Consider the following 16,962-nt stretch of genomic DNA (forward strand, 5'->3'; position numbering starts at 1 on the left):
CGGGGACAAACCGCTCTCCCGACGACCCGGAACAGGTGAGGGCGCCGGTCGTCGAACCGAGCCGGCACCGACCAGGCCTAAGATCGACAAGGCCAACGCCAACGATCAGGCGCTCGATTCCATCATCGCCGCGGACAAGCGCACGGCCCTGAAGCTCGCGCCCGTTTCACATGAACTAGAGGCGCGGCTCGATCGTTACATCGCGCTGCTGCGGGAGTGGCAGGCCAAGACCAATCTGGTCGCGCCCTCGACCTTGCCGCAGCTCTGGACCCGTCACATCGCCGACTCGCTTCAGCTCGTCGACCTCGCGCCATCGGCAAAACGCTGGGCCGACCTTGGCAGCGGCGGCGGATTTCCAGGCGTCGTGCTGGCGTGCGCCATGGCGGGGTCGCCGGGCGCGAGCGTCCACCTCGTCGAGCGAATCGCCAAGAAGGCCGCTTTTTTGCGCGAAGCAATCCGCGTCACCACATCTCCGGGAGTCGTACATCTCGCTGAGATCGGGGATAATGTGGATAGAATCACCGGCCCCGTCGATTGCGTCACCGCCCGCGCGCTGGCTCCGCTACATCAACTCATCGGCTTTGCGGAGCCGCTGATGCGCCAGGGCGCAAAAGCGCTGTTTCCGAAGGGTCAAGATGTAGAGGCTGAATTGACCGAAGCCGCTAAATATTGGAATATTCAGCCGCAACTCCACCGAAGCCGGACCGGTGACGGTTGGATCGTCGAGCTGACTTCAGTTGAACGGCGCGGGTGAGGCACTCAGGGGTTGAGTTGGGGAATTTTCGATGACCGTGATTGACGAGCCGCAGCAAGAACAGACCGATCAAGTGCCCCATGGTCACCCACGCATCCTGGCGTTGGCGAATCAGAAGGGCGGCGTGGGAAAAACAACCACGGCGATCAACCTTGGCACGGCACTCGCCGCGATTGGCGAGCGCGTCCTGATCGTCGACCTCGATCCGCAGGGCAACGCCTCGACCGGCCTCGGCATCGATCGCCGCAACCGCTCTTGCTCGACCTATGACGTGCTGATCGGCGAAGCCCCGCTGCGCGAAGCATTGGTCTCGACCGCGGTGCCGCGGCTGCACATCGCGCCTTCCACCATGGATCTCTCCGGCCTCGAGCTCGAGCTCGGCACCACGCCCGGACGCGCTTTCAAGCTGCGCGATGCGATCGGTGCGCTCAACAACAACGTCTCGCCGGACGCCGATTACACCTACGTGCTGATCGACTGCCCGCCGTCGCTGAACCTGCTCACGGTCAATGCGATGGCCGCGTCGGACGCGATCCTGGTGCCGCTGCAGTGCGAGTTCTTCGCACTCGAAGGTCTGTCGCAATTGCTGCAGACGGTGGAGCAGGTGCGCTCGACGCTGAACCCGAACCTGTCGATCCACGGCATCGTGCTGACCATGTTCGACTCGCGCAACAACCTCTCGAACCAGGTCGTGGCCGACGTCCGCCAGTTCATGGGCGAGAAGGTCTACAAGACCATGATCCCGCGCAACGTGCGCATCTCGGAAGCGCCGTCCTACGGCAAGCCGGTGCTGGTCTACGATCTCAAATGCGTCGGCAGCGAAGCTTACTTGCGACTCGCCACCGAAGTCATCCAGCGCGAGCGCGAGCTGCGCGTCACGCATTGAAGCGACGTTGATTCGTAGGATGGGTAGAGCGCAGCGAAACCCATCATCATTTGCACGAACGGCGATGGGTTTCGCTTCGCTCTACCCATCCTACAAGTTTCGAAATTTCAGTTCTGGAGTGCTGCAGCGTGAATCCAAGGGAGCTGGCGATGGCCGACGAAGCGCGTTCGCGACTGGGCCGGGGTCTTGCAAGTCTGATCGGTGATGTCGGCGGCGAGGCTCAGCACGTCGACCGTCCGCGCGCGCAGCGCAAGGTGCCGATCGAATTCATCAAGGCCAATCCGCGCAATCCGCGTCGGACCTTTTCGGACACCGAGCTCAAGGAGCTCTCCGAATCCATCAAGCAACACGGCGTGATCCAGCCGATCGTGGTGCGCCCGGTGAAGGGCACGCAGGATCGCTTCGAGATCATCGCCGGCGAACGGCGCTGGCGCGCCTCGCAGATGGCCGGCCTGCATGAAGTGCCGATCGTGCCGGTCGACATCAGCGACAGCGATGCGCTGGAATTCGCGATCGTCGAGAACGTGCAGCGCGAAGACCTCAACCCGATGGAAGAGGCGCTCGGCTACCACGCGCTCGCCAACGAATTCAAGCGCAGCCAGGACGACATCGCCAAGGTCGTCGGCAAGAGCCGCAGCCACATCGCCAACATGATGCGGCTGACCAAGCTGCCGGCCGAGGTGCAGGCCTTGATCACCAGCGGCGATCTGACCGCCGGTCACGCCCGCGCATTGATCGGTGTGCCCGATCCACTCGCCGCTGCGAAGCGTATCGTCGCGGAGGGCCTCAACGTCCGCCAGGCCGAAGCGCTCGCGCATGAAGAGGGCGTGCCGGAGCGAAAGCCGCAGAAGGCCCGTGCGACTGCCGGGAAGGAAAAGGATCCGGATACGATCGATCTCGAGAAGCGCGTCAGCGATGCGCTCGGCCTCAAGGTCACCGTCAATCACCGCGATCCCGGCGGCTCTGTCCAGATCAACTACCGCAACCTCGATCAGCTCGACGAGGTGATGAAGCGGCTCGCGAAGGGCGCGCTGTAGGCGTCGGTGTCGTCCTGGCGAAAGCCAGGACCCATACCGCGCGATCCATCGATTGGATCGGGTCGCAGTACCGGACTGCGAATCTTCGCCAAACCGCTCCCTGTGGTTATGGGTCCCCGCGTTCGCGGGGACGACACCGAGTGTGTGGTGCGCGTCTGGTCCCATGTCGTCATTGCTTCGCTTCGCTCGCAATGACGGGGAGAGAGCGGGGCCTACCCCCGCCGCTTCGCATTCGCCGCGATGGCCATCAGCGTGCGCTGGGCGATTGCCGCGGCGAGCGTCGATTGCTTGCGGGTGTCGAGCGCGGCGGTCGCGAGCTGCTCGATGATGCCGGCGAGCCGTGCCACGCTGAAATTGCGCAGCGCGGTTTCGACCATCGGCTTTCGTGAAAAATGCAAGCGCGGATATCCGCCGTCGAGCACGGCGGAGGCAGGCTGGCCGTCGGCGATCGCGAGCGCGGATTTGTGCAGCCACGCGGCCTGGCGCTGCGCGGCCGAGATGATCACGCCGGGATAAGTGCCGGCGATCATGGCCTTTGCGAATTCGGTCTCGACGATATCGGGACGGCCGGCGAAGGCGCCATCGACGATCGGATCGAGCTTCAGCTCGGAGGCATCCGCGACGACGGACATCACATCATCCAGCGTGATCTCGCCCTTGCCGTGGGCATAGAGCGTGAGCTTGCGCAGCTCGTTGCGCGAGGCCTGGCGGTCGCCGCCGAGGAACGACATCAGCGCGGCGCGGGCATCTTGCGCGATGCGCAGGTTCGCGATGCGAAGCTCGTCCTCCATCAGCTTGGCGAGGTCGCGCTCGGTGTCGGGATAGCAGCCGATCGCCACGGCCGTCTTGGCCTTCTCGCAGGCCTTGCGCAGCGGCGATTCCGGGCGCAGCTCGCCGGCCTCGATCACGATGCGGCATTCCTTCACGTTCATCTCGGCCAGCGTGTCGACGCCGCTGGCAAAGCTGCGCGAGCCGGCGCGGATGCGAATGGCGCGGCGGCCGCCGAACAGCGGCACGGTCATGGCCTCGTCGACCAGGCGCGACGGCTCGGCCGAGAGCTCGTCGCCGTCGAGTTTGACCAGGGAGAAGGGATCGTTGGGATCGTCGACGGCGGACGCAATCAGTGCGTCGGCTCGCTCGCGCACGAGGCCGGCATCGGGACCGTAGAGCAGGATGATCGGACGACCCGCGTCGGGGCGGGCGAGGAAGGCGTCGATCTCTTTTCCGCGCAACGCGACCATCGGGCCCAATATGGATCGAGACTCCGGGCTCGCCCGTCAGGCACCCCGAAAGGACAGACTAGGTGCCCGCGGTGAAGAACGCGGCGAGCCTTGTGTTGATATTGTCGGCAATCTCGTTGGAGGCACGATCCTCGGCGTCACGCACCGCGCGGTTGCGGGAGAAGCGCTGGTAGGAGCCGGGCATGTCGTAAGACACGCGCGAGAACGTCGTGCCGGTCATCACCGATTTGCCGGTCGCGATCTCGATCAGATTGTACTGGCAGTCGATGCCGTAGTTCTCGCTGTTCGGCAGGCCGGTGTTGGGATCGACGATCAGGGACGTCTTGCTGGAGGTGAAGCGGATCACCAGGCGGTGGGTCGGCGGCATGCCCGTGGCCGAGCCGTAGAGCTTGAACGCCAACGCGTTGCGGACTTCAACGCCGACGCGGGCCTCGCGGGAGGCATTTGCCTTGTCGATCGGCGGAAGATCGACACCCATCAGCTTCTCGCGCAAGCCGGGGGTGCCGTCGGTATGCTCGGCATACATCGGCTGGAAGCAGCCGGCCGTCGTCGCCGCCAAGGCGGCAACCGCCAGCAAGCGGGCTGCGATACGGATCCTAGCCGACAACATTCACGATCCTCTTGGGGACGATGATCACCTTGCGGACGGGCTTGCCGTCCAGGGCCAATTTTACCGCATCGAGGGCCAAAACGGCAGCCTCGATTTCCGGATTCTGGGCCGCTGTTGCAACTGTGACATCACCCCGTTTCTTGCCGTTGACCTGAACCACGAGGGTCACGCTGTCTTCAACCAGCAAATCGCGTTCGATTTGCGGCCAATTGGCCTCGGAAACCAGCCCCTTGTGGCCGAGAACCTGCCAGCATTCCTCGGCCAGGTGCGGCATCATCGGGGAGAACAGCTGGACCAGGATCTGGCTGGCCTCCCGGATGGCCCAGGCGAGATCGGCCGCCGGCTGGCCGGGGCGCTGCAGCACCTCCGAAAACGTGTTCGTGAATTCGCGGATATGGGCGAGGCAGACGTTGAAGTGCAGCCGCTCGACGCCGGTCGTCACCTTGTCGAGCGCGCCGTGGGCGGCCTTGCGCAGGAGGAGCGCGTCGTCGCCGAACGAGGCCGGCCGGGCCACGGGGGCGGCCTTGCCGAGTTCAACCGCATCGTTCACCAGCCGCCACAGCCGCTGCACGAAGCGCGAGGCGCCTTGGACGCGCTCGTCGCTCCAGATCACGTCGCGGTCGGGCGGGGAGTCCGATAGCATGAACCAGCGGGCAACGTCGGCGCCATAGGTCGCGATGATGTCGTCGGGGTCGACCGTGTTCTTCTTCGACTTCGACATCTTCTCGATCGCGCCGATCTGGACGGCTTCGCCGGTCGCGAGCAGCGTGGCACGGCGGTCACTGCCGGTGCCTTCGACCTTCACCTCGGCCGGCTGCACCCAGCTGCCGTCGGCCTTCTGGTAGGTCTCGTGCACCACCATGCCCTGCGTAAACATGCCGGCGAACGGCTCGTCCAGCGCGATGTGCCCGGTCGCCTTCATGGCGCGGGTGAAGAAGCGGCTGTAGAGCAGATGCAGGATCGCGTGCTCGACGCCGCCGATATACTGATCGACCGGCAGCATCCGGTTGGCGACCGCAGGCGTCGTCGGCGCGGTCTCGTTCCAGGGATCGGTGAAGCGCGCAAAATACCAGGACGAATCCACGAAGGTGTCCATGGTGTCGGTTTCGCGCTGCGCCTTGCCGCCGCATTTCGGGCAGGCGACGTGCTTCCAGGTCGGATGATGATCGAGCGCATTGCCCGGCTTGTCGAAGCTCACGTCCTCCGGCAGCACCACCGGCAACTGGTCATCCGGCACCGGTACCACGTCGCACTTGGGACAGTGGATGACGGGAATCGGGCAGCCCCAATAGCGCTGGCGCGAAATGCCCCAGTCTCGCAGGCGGAAATTGACCTGGCGCTCGCCGACCGGCGCGTTGCCGCGCAGCTCGTTTTCCAGGCGTTTTGCGACTTCGTCCTTGGCTTGATCGATGGTCATGCCGTCGAGGAAGCGCGAATTGATCATGCGCCCGTCACCGTCATAGGCGGTGTCGGATATGACGAACGTCTTGGGATCCTGGCCCTCGGGACACACGACCGGCGTGTTGCCGAGATTGTACTTGTTGACGAAGTCGAGGTCGCGCTGGTCATGCGCGGGGCAGCCGAAGATCGCGCCGGTGCCGTATTCCATCAGCACGAAGTTCGCGACATAGACCGGCAGCTTCCAGCTCGGATCGAACGGATGCACCGCGCGGATGCCGGTATCAAAACCCTGCTTCTCCGCGGTATCGATGATCGACTGCGCCGTGCCGATCTTCTTGATGTCGGCAATGAACTCCGCAAGCTTCGGGTTCTTCGCCGCGGCTGCCTGCGCCAGCGGATGATCCGCCGAGATCGCCATGAACTTCGCGCCGAACAGCGTGTCGGGGCGCGTCGTGAAGATCTTCAGCTCGCTCTCGCCGGCAGGCGTGGTCGCCTGGTCCAGCGCGAAGCGGACCAGCAGTCCCTCGGAGCGGCCGATCCAGTTGCGCTGCATCAGCCGCACCTTGTCGGGCCAGCGGTCGAGGCTATCCAGCGCGGACAGCAATTCCTGCGAGTACTTCGTGATCTTGAAGACCCACTGGCTCATTTCCCGCTGTTCGACGACAGCACCCGAACGCCAGCCGCGGCCGTCGATCACCTGCTCGTTGGCGAGCACGGTCATGTCGACCGGATCCCAGTTGAGCTTGCGCTTCTCGCGCTCGGCGAGACCCGCGGCGAGCATGTCCAGAAACATCTTCTGCTGATGCTTGTAGTAGCTGGGGTCGCAGGTCGCGAACTCGCGGCTCCAGTCCAGCGACAGCCCGATCGAGCGGAGCTGCTTCTTCATCGCGGCGATGTTGTCGTAGGTCCAGGCCTTGGGCGCGACCTTGCGCTCGATGGCGGCGTTCTCGGCCGGCAGGCCGAAGGCGTCCCAGCCCATCGGATGCAGCACGTTAAAACCCTTGGCGCGCATGAAGCGGGCCAGCACGTCGCCGAGCGTGTAGTTGCGGACATGGCCGATATGGATGCGCCCGGACGGGTAGGGGAACATCTCCAGCACATAGTATTTCGGCCGCGAATCGTCGTTCTTCGAGACGAAGATCGCCTGTTCGTCCCACTGGCGTTGCCAGCGCGGTTCGGCGTCGCGGGCGTTATAGCGTTCGGAGGTCATGGAATCGTTGCGTTTTCGTGGTTTCGGCGGCCTGAAGAGGCCGGACTAGGCCATAGAAGTCCTCGGGGGGTCAATGGGTTGCCGCCGGCGGCGGTGCCCCGCAATGCTGCTCCGCAAAAGTACGGATCAGGGCATTGGGATCGGATTAAGGGGCCGGTGCGAATTTGGCCCTCACAGCACCCCCTGCAGGCGATGGATTCAGGCTTCGACGATCCCGATTACGACTATGCCGCGTCCATTGCCGGACGGGCGGTGCGGAGCATGGAAGACCAGCGGATTCCGCCGACGCCGACCAATTTTGCCATCTGGTTCCAGTATTACGCCGGCAGCCATGATGACCTGCGCAACGCCATCGACCTCCTGATCGACCACAACCGTCCCTTCGACACCAGGACCAATCAGGACCTGTTCGAGACCTATATCGCGCCCCAGGTGAGCGCCGTCGTGGTCCACACGTCCGAGCGGTTGCATGCCTGATGGGCGCGGCGAAGGAGTTTTTGGCCACCGCGATCGCCGACAATCGCTCCCAGATGCAGGCGATCAGCCAGGTGGCCGACCAGGGCCAGGCCGGCGTCGATCCGAAGACACTGGTCGCCCAGCTCATGAACGAGCTGGCGCGGGCGGCCACCCGAACGACGCGGCTCGAGGCGGGCTTTGCAGAAAAGACACGCGAGCTCGACGTGATCCGTGATTCGCTATCCAAGTCCGAAGAGCGCGCCCGGACCGACACGCTGACCGGGCTGGCAAACCGGCGGGCGCTGGATGAATTCCTGCGCAAGGCGCAGACGACGGCGGATTGGGGCGAACCGCTCAGCGTGCTTCTTCTCGACATCGACCACTTCAAGACCTTCAACGACAATTTCGGCCACGGCGTCGGCGATCAGGTGCTGCGTCTGATGGCGAAGGTGTTGCGCGAAAAGGTGCGCCCGCGGGATCTGTCCGCGCGCTATGGCGGCGAGGAGCTGATCGAGCGCTGCGACCGCGCGCTCTATCTTGCCAAGGGCGGTGGGCGCAATCGCGTGGTGACGGAGAGCGAGCTCGATCGTGCCGAGGCTGCGGGTTAGATCGAGCACAACGCGCGCGGAACAAGCCGTCGCGCTTTAACCTGCCATCGCGATTTCGGCGGTGGTGCCCTCGATCCGCAAAATGCCGTGCTCGACGACATTGTTGCGGCCGCGATGTTTGGCGGCGTAGAGCGCAGCGTCGGCGGCTTCGATCAGATCGCCCGGACGCAAGGTCTCGTTCGGCCGCGTCGCCGCAACGCCGATCGACACCGTGACCACCATGTGGGCGGAGGTGATGTGCGGCAGGCAAAGCTTCAGCACCGCGGCACGCACCAGCTCGCCGATCTCGACAGCGCGGTGCACGTCGGTGTTCGGCAGCAGCAGGCAGAATTCCTCGCCGCCATAGCGCGCCGCAAAGCCCATGGTGTCGGCGGCGATGCCGGACAGCGATTCGCCGAGCCGGGTCAGGCAGGAATCGCCTTCGAGATGGCCGTAGGTGTCGTTGAACAGCTTGAAATGGTCGACGTCGATCATCAGAAGCGCAAGCTCGCTGCCATATTGCTGCGCGCGCATCCACTCGAAGTCGAGACGGCTCTGGAAGCCGCGGCGGTTGGCAAGTCCTGACAGCATGTCAATCGACGCCATCACCGTCAGCCGGTCATTGGTCGCAATCAGCTCGCGCTCGCGCTGGCTGAGCTGCGCCGCCATCGCGTTGAAGGCGCGCGCCAGCGGCACGAATTCGGACGGCAGCCGGTTGCGCGCCGCGCGGGCCGACAGATCGCCCTCGCCGAGGCGCTTGGCCATGTCGGCAAGCATTTCGATCGGCTTGATCACGAGCTTCTCGGCGGCGATCAGCGCGCCGAGCAGCACGAACACGACGACGAAGGCGAGCTGGAGATAGGCGGTGCGGATGTCGCGGCTGACCGCCGCGGACACCTTATCCTCGTCGATGCTGGCGATCAGGCGGGCATTGGTGCCGGCGATGCGCGTGTAGCTGACCGCGCGCCGCGATCCGTCGGCGGCGAGAAACGACAGCGAGCCTTCGTCCTGGTCGGAGCGCAAGGCCATGTCGGCGATCGCCGACATCAGCGGCATATTGTCGAGCGGGCGTCCGACCGCGCTGTGCTGGTCGGCGGGCGCAGCCAGCACGGTGCCGGCGCTGTCGACCAGCACCGCCGTGATGCCGGCGCGGCCGCCCAGATTGTTCATGACCTTCGACATCCAGTCGAGGTTGACGGTCGCGAGCACGACGGCATCGGCAACGCCGCTGAACGCGGAGACCGGATAAACCGCCATGACCGTCGGCGACTGCACCGGCCGCGACAGGATGAAGTCGGACAGCACGAAGCGGCCGGTCTCCTGCGCCTGCTGGAAGTAGGGCCGATCGGAGAGATCGAGGCCGACATACATGTTGTTGGTCGCGCACTGGATACGGCCGTCCTGGCCGGCGATCAGAAGCGTGCGGATCCAGGGAAGACTCGTCGGCAGGCTCGCGCGCAACACGTCGCAGCTCTTGCTGACGCCGCCGGCGGAGGCGCGGATGAAGGCTTCCGATTTCAGGATGGTCTCGACCGACGAGATCACCTCGCGCTGCGCGTCGGCGCTGTGCCGTGCGACGGTGGTGAATTCAGCGGTGGCTTGCGCGATCTGCTTGGTGCGGGTGTCCTCAAGCGAGCGAATGCGCTCGAGCATCAACGGCGCGACCAGAATCACCGCGAGCAACGCAAGCCGGGCCCTGATGCCGAGGACCTGCTTGAGTTTTGCTCGTTTGCGGTTGAAACTAACGTTTGCCATCTTCACTACCCACCCCGCGGGCAAGGTAAAGCGAAGGGTTCAAAAACTCTTTCTTGAACTCGGTAAAATTGGAACTACCTCCGTTACTCCTGCAATTGATCGACGTCATGACAGATGAAAACGCCGCGCCGGTAACCGGCGGTTCACCAAATGCGCTCGCCGCGGTCGAAGCGGAAATTGCACGCGCCTGCAAGGATGCGCGCCGCGAGCGCGCATCCGTGACGCTGATTGCGGTGTCCAAGACTTTCGCCGCGGATGCAATTATCCCGGTTATCGGCGCCGGACAGCGCGTGTTCGGCGAGAATCGCGTGCAGGAGGCCAAAGGCAAGTGGCCGGCGTTAACGTCCGTTTACCCGGACATCGCGTTGCATCTGATCGGGCCGCTGCAATCCAACAAGGCGAAAGAGGCGGTGGCGCTGTTCGATGCCATCCATTCGGTCGACCGTCCGAGCATTTGCCAGGCGTTAGCCAAAGAAATCGAATCCCAGAACAAGCACCCGCAACTCTTCGTGCAGATCAATGTCGGAGAGGAGCCGCAGAAGGCCGGCGTCGCGCCCGCTGACGCCGACGCCTTCCTCGCGAGCTGTCGCGACACCTACGGCCTGACGATCTCCGGCCTGATGTGCATCCCGCCGGTCGACGAGCCGCCGGCGGCGCATTTCGCGCTGACCGCCAAGATCGCTGCGCGCAACGGATTGCAGAACCTGTCGATGGGCATGAGCGCAGACTATGCGACCGCCATCATGCTGGGCGCCACCCATGTGCGCGTGGGCAGCGCGATCTTCGGGCACAGGTAGTTGCTGTCGTCCCGGCGAAGGCCGGGACCCATACCGCGTGATCTTTCGGTGGCGGATGGTCTTGGTACCGGCGAAGGTTCGGCAACTGCCGGTCTTCGCCAAACTTCTCCCTGTGGTTATGGGTCCCGGCCTTCGCCGGGACGACAGCGAGGCCTACCCAAACCTCACGGACACCTTCCCCAACACGCCAAAATCCACCGCAAAATGATCGCCGGCCTGGATCGGGAGTGGCGGATGGCACGTGCCCGTCGTCACCACCTCCCCTGCCCGCAAGGTGATGCCGAGTCCGCGCAGCTCGTTGGCGAGCCAGGCCAGGGCCACGCGGGGATCGCCGAGCACGTTCTTGCCGTGACCGACATAGCGCTCGCCGCGCAGCGTGATTTGCGGCCGTTCCTCGACGAGATCCATCGCGCGCCAGTTGGCCGACGTCGCGGCACCCAGCACGAACAAATGCGCGCAGGCATTGTCGGCGATCAACTGCGCCTCGCCGGCACGGGCAAAATCGGTAAAGCGCGAATCCGGAATTTCGATCGCGGGATGCAAGCTGTCGACGGCCGCAAGCACCTCATCGACGCTGTAGGGCGAAGGCCGTGGCGCCAGATCGCGTCCCATGCGGAAGCAGAATTCGGGCTCGCCAACGCGCATCGCGTTGCCCTTCATCGATGCGGTGCCGCCGTCGGCGATGACGGTGTCGCGCATGATGCGACCGGCCAGCGGGCCCGCGACATTGATGTGCTTCTGTCCGGCCTCGCTCGTCGCGGCGATCTTCCAGCCGAACACTTGATCGCCAAGTGCGGCCTGCACCGCGTAACCGTCAGCGCGGCTTTGGGGTCGAAGCGGTGGCTCGAGCGCGTCAAGCTTGCTGCCGTCGCGCCAATGTTGAACGAGGACCTGCGAGGCGGCGGCGATCTGATCCTTGTCGAGCATGTGTTCTCACCCGATGATGATTCTTGTTCTTGGTCCGATCAGCCGCAGCAATTGTAGCATCGCCGCCTTGGTCATGGAGACGCAGCCCGCGGTCGGGCCGAAATTGTCGCGCGCCAGATGCAGGAACACCGCGCTGCCGCGGCCGGCGATGCGCGGCCTGGTGTTGTGGTCGATTTCGATGATGAAGTCATAGAGATGGTCGGCGCGCTTGAGCCGGTCACCGCCCTCGCCCTCCCCGCGCCGGATCCACCGGTTGTAGTGGCGATCGGCGGGATCCTCGCACCAGGCGTCCGCGCCGGTGATGAGCCGGGCCGGTAGAAGCGTCCGGGGGCGGCTGTGCCGGTCGCCCCGCCACCACAATTGCCGGGGTCGAAAGCTGCCCCTGGGGGTGCCGCCGTCGCCCTCGCGCTTGTTGGCCAGAATGCCGCCGCGCCCCAGCGCCACCGGAATCGTCAGCTGTCCGGCCGTCAGCCAGCCCCGGCGCGGATTGCCGGCGGCAGGCTTAACGCGGATCGCCGAGAGCTGCTGGACGCGTCGATTCATGGTATAAGCATCTGACTTGGCGTGAGTTTTCATGTGACCGGGCGGTATCGAATTCATTACAGGACATTCATCAATCCGCCCTGCTATTCTGGGTTAGAGTAATTCCGGCTTGTGAATCGGTAACAGCCCACTACTTCAACACGAACAACAATAAAAACAGCGACCCTTTAAACTTCCCATCACGGCTGGGTGCGGCATGCATGCGCGCCTGGTCGACCCCAAAAGGATGATCCCCCATGGCCAATGCCCGCAAGATCCTGATCGTGGATGACGATACCGATCTGCGCGACACGTTGGTGGAGCAATTATCGCTGCACGAAGAATTTGAAGCCTCCGCCGTCGATACTGGCGCCAAGGGCGCCAGCGCCGCAAAGGCCAACGCCCCCGATCTCGTGCTGATGGATGTCGGACTTCCCGACACCGACGGCCGCGAAGTGGTCCGCTCCCTGCGCAAGGGCGGCTTCAAGGCGCCGATCATCATGCTGACGGGGCATGACACCGATTCCGACACGATTTTGGGCCTGGAATCCGGCGCGAACGATTATGTCGCAAAGCCCTTCCGTTTTGCCGTGCTGCTGGCCCGCATCCGCGCCCAGCTGCGCCAGCACGAGGCCAGCGAGGACGCGGTGTTCTCGGTCGGCCCCTATTCCTTCCGTCCCGGCTCGAAGATGCTGACCGCTGCCAATGCGCGCAAGGTCCGCCTCACCGAGAAGGAGACGGCGATCCTGCGCTTCCTCTACCGCGCCGGCCAGATGCCGGTGTCGCGCGAGACCCTGCTCCAGGAGGTCTGGGGCTACAATTCGGGCGTCACCACCCACACGCTGGAAACCCACATCTACCGTCTTCGCCAGAAGATCGAGAAGGATGCCGCCAACCCGGAAATCCTGGTGACGGAAGCCGGTGGCTACAAGCTGGTGCCGTGATACGTTCCAGGAACGCGCGATTCGTCGTAAATTAGCGCGTTCCACGAGCCTCGGACCGGAATGTCAATCGATGACGACGTAGCGCTGCTCGAGCGTGTCCCGACACTGCGCCTGTTGGGAGACGCCTCGTTGCGCATGCTGGCGATCGGCTCCGAGCAGCGTGACTTCGTGCGCGGCGACATCCTCTTCAATCTCGGTGACGATGCCGACGCCGGCTTCGTGGTCCAGCGCGGCGCCTTTCGCGTCGATGACGGCGCCGGCGCCGAGATGATTGCAGGCCCCGGTACGCTGATCGGCGAGCTCGCGCTGGTCGTGCCGATGAAGCGGCCCTCGGGCGCGGTGGCGCTGGAACATTCCTCCGTCATCCGCGTCGCGCGCAGCCTGTTTCAGCGCGTGCTCGAAAGCGACCCCGCCGCCGCGCTCCGCCTCCGCGACGAGTTTGCGGTTCGCTCAAGCCAGATCGCGAGCGACATTCTGATGGCGGGTGCGAAGCTGAGCACCTGAGCGCGGCAGATTTAGCCGAGCCCTGCTCCGCCGATGTCATCCTTTGCTCAATTCATACAGCGCGCTGCGGTCGTCCTGGTATAGAAGCCGCAGTCCCGGCATGACCGGCAGGTGCGACGCATCGACGTCGAGCAGCCAGACATGATCGAAGCGATCGCGCGGAATTTGCGCGATCCTTTGCGCGAGCGCGGCGCTCAGATCGCCATCGCAGTCGCCCGGGGGGGCCTCGATGTACTGAGACGGATCCGCGTTGAACGCGGTGCCGCGTGCACGGAGCGGTGTCAGGAGTTGCTGACCACCCGATGCGTCCCATTGCGAATTGACGAAGGCGTCGCGCCGGACGATGGCGAGCGACCCCAGATGCGCGACACGCGGCGCACGCCATCGCTCGCAGCTTGGCGGCCGTGTCAGGACGGCGATGCTTGCGCCGCGCGGAACGTCGTTTAGGGCCTGCAAATGTTGCGCGTAACCGGAATCATAGGCCGCAAATCCGGCAGCCATGGCGGCGATCCGAATCGCAAAAACAGCCAGCGTCATGGCGGCGATCATCGCGGCGCCGCGCCGCAGGCGGTCGGTGGGCGCGATGGCGGTGAGGCCGACGATGAAGAAGATGGGCCATAGCCGCACATCGGCATAGACCGCGCCGAACATCTCGCCTGGCATCAGCAGGATCAGAATGAGGAGGCTTGCGGCTCCGACCAACAGTGCCGGATTGCGCCTGACGTCGCGGCTGCGGATTCCAAAGTACAGCAGGCCGATGGCCAGCAGCAGGCTCAGCGTATCGAGCCAGATATTCTGGTCACGCAGCGTCCAGACCAGTCCAGTGATCTTCGTACTGATGTCGAAGAAATGCCCCGTCGCGGCGGCGCCATTGCCTTGCCGCCAGACGATCATGAGCAAAGCGGGAATCATGACGGGCCAGGCGCGTCGCAGAATGACGAGCACCATGGAAGGCCATGCTGCCGGCGCACGATTCCAGCTGCGGCAGAGCTCGAAGGCGCCGACGAGGACGACCAGAACGACCCAGCCATAGGCGTGAGCGAGCCAGACCAGGCAGGCGGCCGCCGCGAACAGCGCGACGCGCACCAGCGAGCCGTTCTTCCCTGTCGTCTCGACCCAGGACGCGAAAACGTGCAACGCGAGCGCACAGCCGAGCCAGTAATTCACGAAGCCGAGCTGGAACGGATAGGCCATCGCGAACCATGCGGCCGCAATGGCAAAGGGCGTGAGCTCGCCGTGCAGCGCCCGGCTGATACGCCCGATCGCGGAGATCATGAGCAGCGGAAGCGCCAGCGCAATCAGCCAGGCCGCGCGTTCGAGACCGAGCAGAGGCGCCAGCGGCGCGATGAGCAATTCGACGCCGAGATTGCCGACCAGTTGCCAGTGAAAATCCCAGCTCTGCTGGAGCGCCGGCGAGTCCGCCAGGTGCAGCTGCACATGGTAGCGGCCGATATGAGCGAGGTAATCGATCAGCGGCGGCGTTTGCACGAACCAGAACGGGACCGTGCTCAGCAACATCAATCCCGGCACGACGAAACGGGAATTCCACCACGCACGAACCGGTGGTTCTGGGGGCTCTGACGGTGCGGGCGTGCCCATCGTCGTCTCCGAAGGCCTAGACGTCCAGCGTCACCGTCACCGGCACGTGGTCTGACGGCCGTTCCCAGCTTCGCGCATCGCGCAAGATTTTGAAATCCTGGATCGCGTCTTTCAGCGCGCGCGAGACCCAGATGTGGTCGAGCCTGCGGCCGCGGTCGCCGACGGTCCAGTCGGCGGAGCGATAGCTCCACCACGTGTAGACCTTTTCCGACATCGGGATGCGGTCGCGCGCGACGTCGACCCACTCGCCGGCGCTGAGTGCGGCCTGCAGCTTCTCGGTCTCGATCGGCGTGTGCGAAACGACCTTCAGCAGTTGCTTGTGCGACCACACGTCGTTCTCGTGCGGCGCGACGTTGAGATCGCCGACCAGGATGTGGCGATCCTCCCCGCGCGGATGCAGCGGTTCGCACGTCTTCATCTCGTCGAGGAAGCGGAGCTTGTGGTCGAACTTCTCGTTCAGCGCGGGATCGGGAATGTCGCCGCCGGCAGGCACGTAGAAATTATGCAGCACCAGCGGCTTCGCGATGCTCGCCTTCTCGCCGAACGACACCGAGATATGACGCGAATCCACCTTGTCGCAGAAGGTGCGGATGTCCGTGGATTCGAACGGAATCTTCGAGACGATGGCGACGCCGTGATAGCCCTTCTGCCCGTTCAGCGCGACGTGCTCGTAGCCGAGCCGCTTGAAGCGCTTCAGCGGAAAGGCGTCGTCGATGCACTTGGTCTCCTGGAGACACAGCACGTCCGGCCGCGCGCTCTTGAGAAACTTCGCGACCAGATCGATGCGCAGCCGCACCGAATTGATGTTCCAGGTTGTCAGGGAAAGACGCATGGGAATTGCGTCTTAGCATGGATTGGCGTGGGGGAATCGCTTGTCCACAGGGGCGGTGCCTACCCCGGCGACGGCACGCTGTAATTGGTGAAGTCGATCTTGAACATGCTGGGATCGAGCTTCTTGCCGGCATCGAGATTGTAGACCGCGATCGTGGTGTCGTAGCCCTGCGGATCGGTGACGGTCCATTGCTTGAGCTGGCCGTCCTTGGCGCCGATCATCAGCAGCAGGCGGCTGGTGCCGACCAGCGCCTGCTTCTCCTCGATGGTGACGCTGATGAAGAGATCGTCGGCGGTCACGTTGACCACGTTGGTGTCCTTCATCAGGTCGATGCGGTCCGACAGCAGGAAGCGCAGCGGCGTCTGCGACAGCGGATAGACGTCCTGGGTCGCGAGCTTGCGGTCGCGCACCACCACCGAGGATCCGTCGGCGACGATGTCGATCGGGCTCGGCGGATCATATTCGAAGCGCAGCTTGCCCGGCTTCTGGATGTAGAAATCGCCCTGTGTCTTGCTGCCGTCGGGGCCGACCTGGACGAAGTTTCCGACCAGCGTCGATAGCGACGACAGGTAGGCGCTGACCTTGGCCGCCTGCGCCTTCTGCTTGTCGTCGAAGGTCTGGAAGATGCTGCTCGGCACGTTGCGGCGCGGATCGGGAATGATCGGATTCGGCGGTGTCTGCGTCGCGCCGGTGATCGACGGTCCGCCCGACGGCGGAGCCGCGTCGCGGGCCTTCGGTGCCGGCTTCGGCACGGGGACCGTCTGCGCCATCGACGCCGAGGTCACCATCGCGGCGGTGGCGAGAAGCACGGCCGCCACGCGCGCGCCGCGCGTGGCAAAAGAAGCCGCGAATCGAATGTCCGGATGTTGGGTCAACGCGTCGTCCTGTATGGCTGGGCGT

The 16,962-nt window shown here is 64.5% G+C and carries 15 protein-coding genes and 1 pseudogene; 7 read left to right on the forward strand and 9 right to left on the reverse strand.

Features of this window, described 5'->3' with window-relative positions; genetic code table 11:
- Positions 1-82 precede the first annotated feature (82 nt).
- The 3 genes from rsmG to QA645_RS01375 all read left to right on the forward strand — a co-directional run bounded on the left by rsmG (position 83) and on the right by QA645_RS01375 (position 2,677).
- On the forward strand, positions 83-754 hold the full coding sequence (gene rsmG, locus QA645_RS01365; protein ID WP_283053625.1) for a 16S rRNA (guanine(527)-N(7))-methyltransferase RsmG: 672 nt from the start codon (positions 83-85) through the stop codon (positions 752-754).
- 31 nt (positions 755-785) lie between these two features.
- Positions 786-1,640, forward strand: a complete 855-nt coding sequence (locus QA645_RS01370; protein WP_254127389.1) for a ParA family protein — start codon at positions 786-788, stop codon at positions 1,638-1,640.
- A 149-nt stretch (positions 1,641-1,789) separates the two neighbouring features.
- The gene (locus tag QA645_RS01375) at positions 1,790-2,677 is read left to right on the forward strand and encodes a ParB/RepB/Spo0J family partition protein (protein WP_283047691.1); all 888 of its coding nucleotides are present in this window, start codon (positions 1,790-1,792) and stop codon (positions 2,675-2,677) included.
- Positions 2,678-2,889: 212 nt separating this feature from the next.
- On the opposite strand, the gene holA is transcribed toward QA645_RS01375, so the two are convergent.
- Genes holA through leuS form a run of 3 tightly spaced genes read right to left on the reverse strand, consistent with a single transcriptional unit; the run spans position 2,890 to position 7,139 of the window.
- Complete coding sequence (holA, locus tag QA645_RS01380) at positions 2,890-3,918, reverse strand: DNA polymerase III subunit delta (RefSeq protein WP_254196117.1); 1,029 nt, start codon at positions 3,916-3,918, stop codon at positions 2,890-2,892.
- 58 nt (positions 3,919-3,976) lie between these two features.
- On the reverse strand, positions 3,977-4,528 hold the full coding sequence (gene lptE / locus QA645_RS01385; protein ID WP_254127391.1) for an LPS assembly lipoprotein LptE: 552 nt from the start codon (positions 4,526-4,528) through the stop codon (positions 3,977-3,979).
- Positions 4,515-7,139, reverse strand: coding sequence for a leucine--tRNA ligase (gene leuS / locus QA645_RS01390; protein WP_283047693.1), 2,625 nt, complete (start codon positions 7,137-7,139; stop codon positions 4,515-4,517). Before leuS ends, lptE begins: the two co-directional genes overlap by 14 nt.
- 261 nt (positions 7,140-7,400) lie before the next feature.
- Between leuS and QA645_RS01395 the strand changes: the two are divergent.
- Positions 7,401-8,203: pseudogene (locus tag QA645_RS01395) on the forward strand (GGDEF domain-containing protein).
- Positions 8,204-8,239: 36 nt separating this feature from the next.
- Here the strand turns inward: QA645_RS01395 and QA645_RS01400 are convergent.
- Entirely contained in the window at positions 8,240-9,937 is a 1,698-nt protein-coding gene (locus tag QA645_RS01400) for a diguanylate cyclase (protein ID WP_254127394.1), read from the reverse strand.
- A 107-nt stretch (positions 9,938-10,044) separates the two neighbouring features.
- Here QA645_RS01400 and QA645_RS01405 point away from each other — a divergent pair, with 107 nt between their 5' ends.
- Positions 10,045-10,734: a YggS family pyridoxal phosphate-dependent enzyme gene (locus QA645_RS01405; protein WP_283053627.1), complete on the forward strand. Its 690-nt coding sequence runs from the start codon at positions 10,045-10,047 to the stop codon at positions 10,732-10,734.
- 153 nt (positions 10,735-10,887) lie between these two features.
- Here the strand turns inward: QA645_RS01405 and QA645_RS01410 are convergent, their stop codons facing one another.
- The gene (locus QA645_RS01410) at positions 10,888-11,661 is read right to left on the reverse strand and encodes a fumarylacetoacetate hydrolase family protein (RefSeq protein ID WP_283047696.1); all 774 of its coding nucleotides are present in this window, start codon (positions 11,659-11,661) and stop codon (positions 10,888-10,890) included.
- A 6-nt stretch (positions 11,662-11,667) separates the two neighbouring features.
- On the reverse strand, positions 11,668-12,237 hold the full coding sequence (locus tag QA645_RS01415; RefSeq protein WP_283047697.1) for a L,D-transpeptidase family protein: 570 nt from the start codon (positions 12,235-12,237) through the stop codon (positions 11,668-11,670).
- A 203-nt stretch (positions 12,238-12,440) separates the two neighbouring features.
- Here QA645_RS01415 and QA645_RS01420 point away from each other — a divergent pair, with 203 nt between their 5' ends.
- Together QA645_RS01420 and QA645_RS01425 are read left to right on the forward strand one after the other, a co-directional pair.
- Positions 12,441-13,127: a response regulator transcription factor gene (locus QA645_RS01420; protein ID WP_007598630.1), complete on the forward strand. Its 687-nt coding sequence runs from the start codon at positions 12,441-12,443 to the stop codon at positions 13,125-13,127.
- A gap of 60 nt (positions 13,128-13,187) precedes the next feature.
- Entirely contained in the window at positions 13,188-13,631 is a 444-nt protein-coding gene (locus tag QA645_RS01425; protein WP_254127397.1) for a cyclic nucleotide-binding domain-containing protein, read from the forward strand.
- 36 nt (positions 13,632-13,667) lie between these two features.
- On the opposite strand, the gene QA645_RS01430 is transcribed toward QA645_RS01425, so the two are convergent.
- Genes QA645_RS01430 through QA645_RS01440 form a run of 3 tightly spaced genes read right to left on the reverse strand, consistent with a single transcriptional unit; the run spans position 13,668 to position 16,880 of the window.
- Complete coding sequence (locus QA645_RS01430; protein ID WP_283047699.1) at positions 13,668-15,230, reverse strand: hypothetical protein; 1,563 nt, start codon at positions 15,228-15,230, stop codon at positions 13,668-13,670.
- A gap of 16 nt (positions 15,231-15,246) precedes the next feature.
- A complete protein-coding gene (gene xth / locus QA645_RS01435; RefSeq protein WP_283047701.1) occupies positions 15,247-16,062 on the reverse strand; it encodes an exodeoxyribonuclease III in 816 nt (271 codons plus the stop codon).
- A gap of 59 nt (positions 16,063-16,121) precedes the next feature.
- Entirely contained in the window at positions 16,122-16,880 is a 759-nt protein-coding gene (locus tag QA645_RS01440) for an outer-membrane lipoprotein carrier protein LolA (protein WP_254135179.1), read from the reverse strand.
- Positions 16,881-16,962: the final 82 nt, after the last annotated feature.

Origin of the sequence: Bradyrhizobium sp. CIAT3101, assembly GCF_029714945.1 — a bacterium.
GTDB lineage: Bacteria > Pseudomonadota > Alphaproteobacteria > Rhizobiales > Xanthobacteraceae > Bradyrhizobium.

Excerpts from the sequence above, each read along its gene's own strand:
- QA645_RS01370 (WP_254127389.1), top strand. The coding sequence starts at position 786 with ATGACCGTGATTGACGAGCCGCAGCAAGAACAGACCGATCAAGTGCCC.
- QA645_RS01375 (WP_283047691.1), top strand. The coding sequence starts at position 1,790 with ATGGCCGACGAAGCGCGTTCGCGACTGGGCCGGGGTCTTGCAAGTCTG.
- holA (WP_254196117.1), bottom strand. The coding sequence starts at position 3,918 with ATGGTCGCGTTGCGCGGAAAAGAGATCGACGCCTTCCTCGCCCGCCCC.
- lptE (WP_254127391.1), bottom strand. The coding sequence starts at position 4,528 with ATGTTGTCGGCTAGGATCCGTATCGCAGCCCGCTTGCTGGCGGTTGCC.
- leuS (WP_283047693.1), bottom strand. The coding sequence starts at position 7,139 with ATGACCTCCGAACGCTATAACGCCCGCGACGCCGAACCGCGCTGGCAA.
- QA645_RS01400 (WP_254127394.1), bottom strand. The coding sequence starts at position 9,937 with ATGGCAAACGTTAGTTTCAACCGCAAACGAGCAAAACTCAAGCAGGTC.
- QA645_RS01405 (WP_283053627.1), top strand. The coding sequence starts at position 10,045 with ATGACAGATGAAAACGCCGCGCCGGTAACCGGCGGTTCACCAAATGCG.
- QA645_RS01410 (WP_283047696.1), bottom strand. The coding sequence starts at position 11,661 with ATGCTCGACAAGGATCAGATCGCCGCCGCCTCGCAGGTCCTCGTTCAA.
- QA645_RS01415 (WP_283047697.1), bottom strand. The coding sequence starts at position 12,237 with ATGAAAACTCACGCCAAGTCAGATGCTTATACCATGAATCGACGCGTC.
- QA645_RS01420 (WP_007598630.1), top strand. The coding sequence starts at position 12,441 with ATGGCCAATGCCCGCAAGATCCTGATCGTGGATGACGATACCGATCTG.
- QA645_RS01425 (WP_254127397.1), top strand. The coding sequence starts at position 13,188 with ATGTCAATCGATGACGACGTAGCGCTGCTCGAGCGTGTCCCGACACTG.
- QA645_RS01430 (WP_283047699.1), bottom strand. The coding sequence starts at position 15,230 with ATGGGCACGCCCGCACCGTCAGAGCCCCCAGAACCACCGGTTCGTGCG.
- xth (WP_283047701.1), bottom strand. The coding sequence starts at position 16,062 with ATGCGTCTTTCCCTGACAACCTGGAACATCAATTCGGTGCGGCTGCGC.